This is a genomic window from Rhodoplanes sp. SY1 (assembly GCF_046000175.1).
GTDB lineage: Bacteria > Pseudomonadota > Alphaproteobacteria > Rhizobiales > Xanthobacteraceae > Rhodoplanes.
In genome coordinates this window covers 1-713 of sequence record NZ_JBEOMB010000396.1, presented here as the reverse complement: position 1 = coordinate 713, position 713 = coordinate 1, and the positions used below count along the sequence as shown (strand labels likewise).

General features: G+C 67.6%; 1 protein-coding gene. It reads left to right on the top strand.

Features of this window, described 5'->3' with window-relative positions; all coding sequences use genetic code 11:
• On the top strand, nucleotides 1–713 hold a 713-nt coding region (locus ABTU92_RS29905; RefSeq protein WP_408095171.1), incomplete at both ends, for a general secretion pathway protein GspK.

The window sequence follows — 713 nt, the reverse complement described above, 5'->3', positions numbered from 1 at the left end:
GATCACCGCCAGCTTGGAGCTGACCGCCTATCACCTGCTCTCCGCCCCGAGCTCCCAGCGGGCGCCGCGCGGATCTTTTCATGTCCGCTTGGCTGGCGCCAGTGTGGACGTCGGCTATGTGTCGGAAGCGGCCCGCATCAGCCTCAATGCGGCGCCGAAGCCGATGATCGCCGGGTTGTTCGCGGTGCTCGGAGCGCCGCGCGACTCCGCGGAGGTCTTCGCATCGCGTATCGTGCGATGGCGCACTCCGGCCAAGCTCACCGCGGTCGGCATCGAAGAGACCAACGAGGAAGATCTCCTGTATCGATCGGCCGGATTGCCGTATCTTCCGCGTTACGACGGGTTCAACGACATCGACGAGCTCCGGCTGGTCGTCGGACTTCCTGCGGCCCTGGTCGAGCAAGCCATGCGGTTCCTCACCGTCTACAGCGAGCTTCCGGACGTGAACGTCCTGATCGCGCCGGCCGAGGCGATCGCCGCATTGCCGGGGATGACGCCCGCACGATTGACGGCCTTCCTCGATGCGCGGGAGAGCGTGACGCCCGGCTCGGGCCCCGACTTGAAATTCGTCCTCGACGCTCTCGGCGACCAGCGGACCGGCGTGACGACCGGGCTCAGCGACGCCTACCGGGTCCGGACTCTCATCGTCTTCGATGACGGCCGCCGGACGACGGCGGAACTCGTCCTGAGGCTCGCGTCGGCCGACTCGCCGG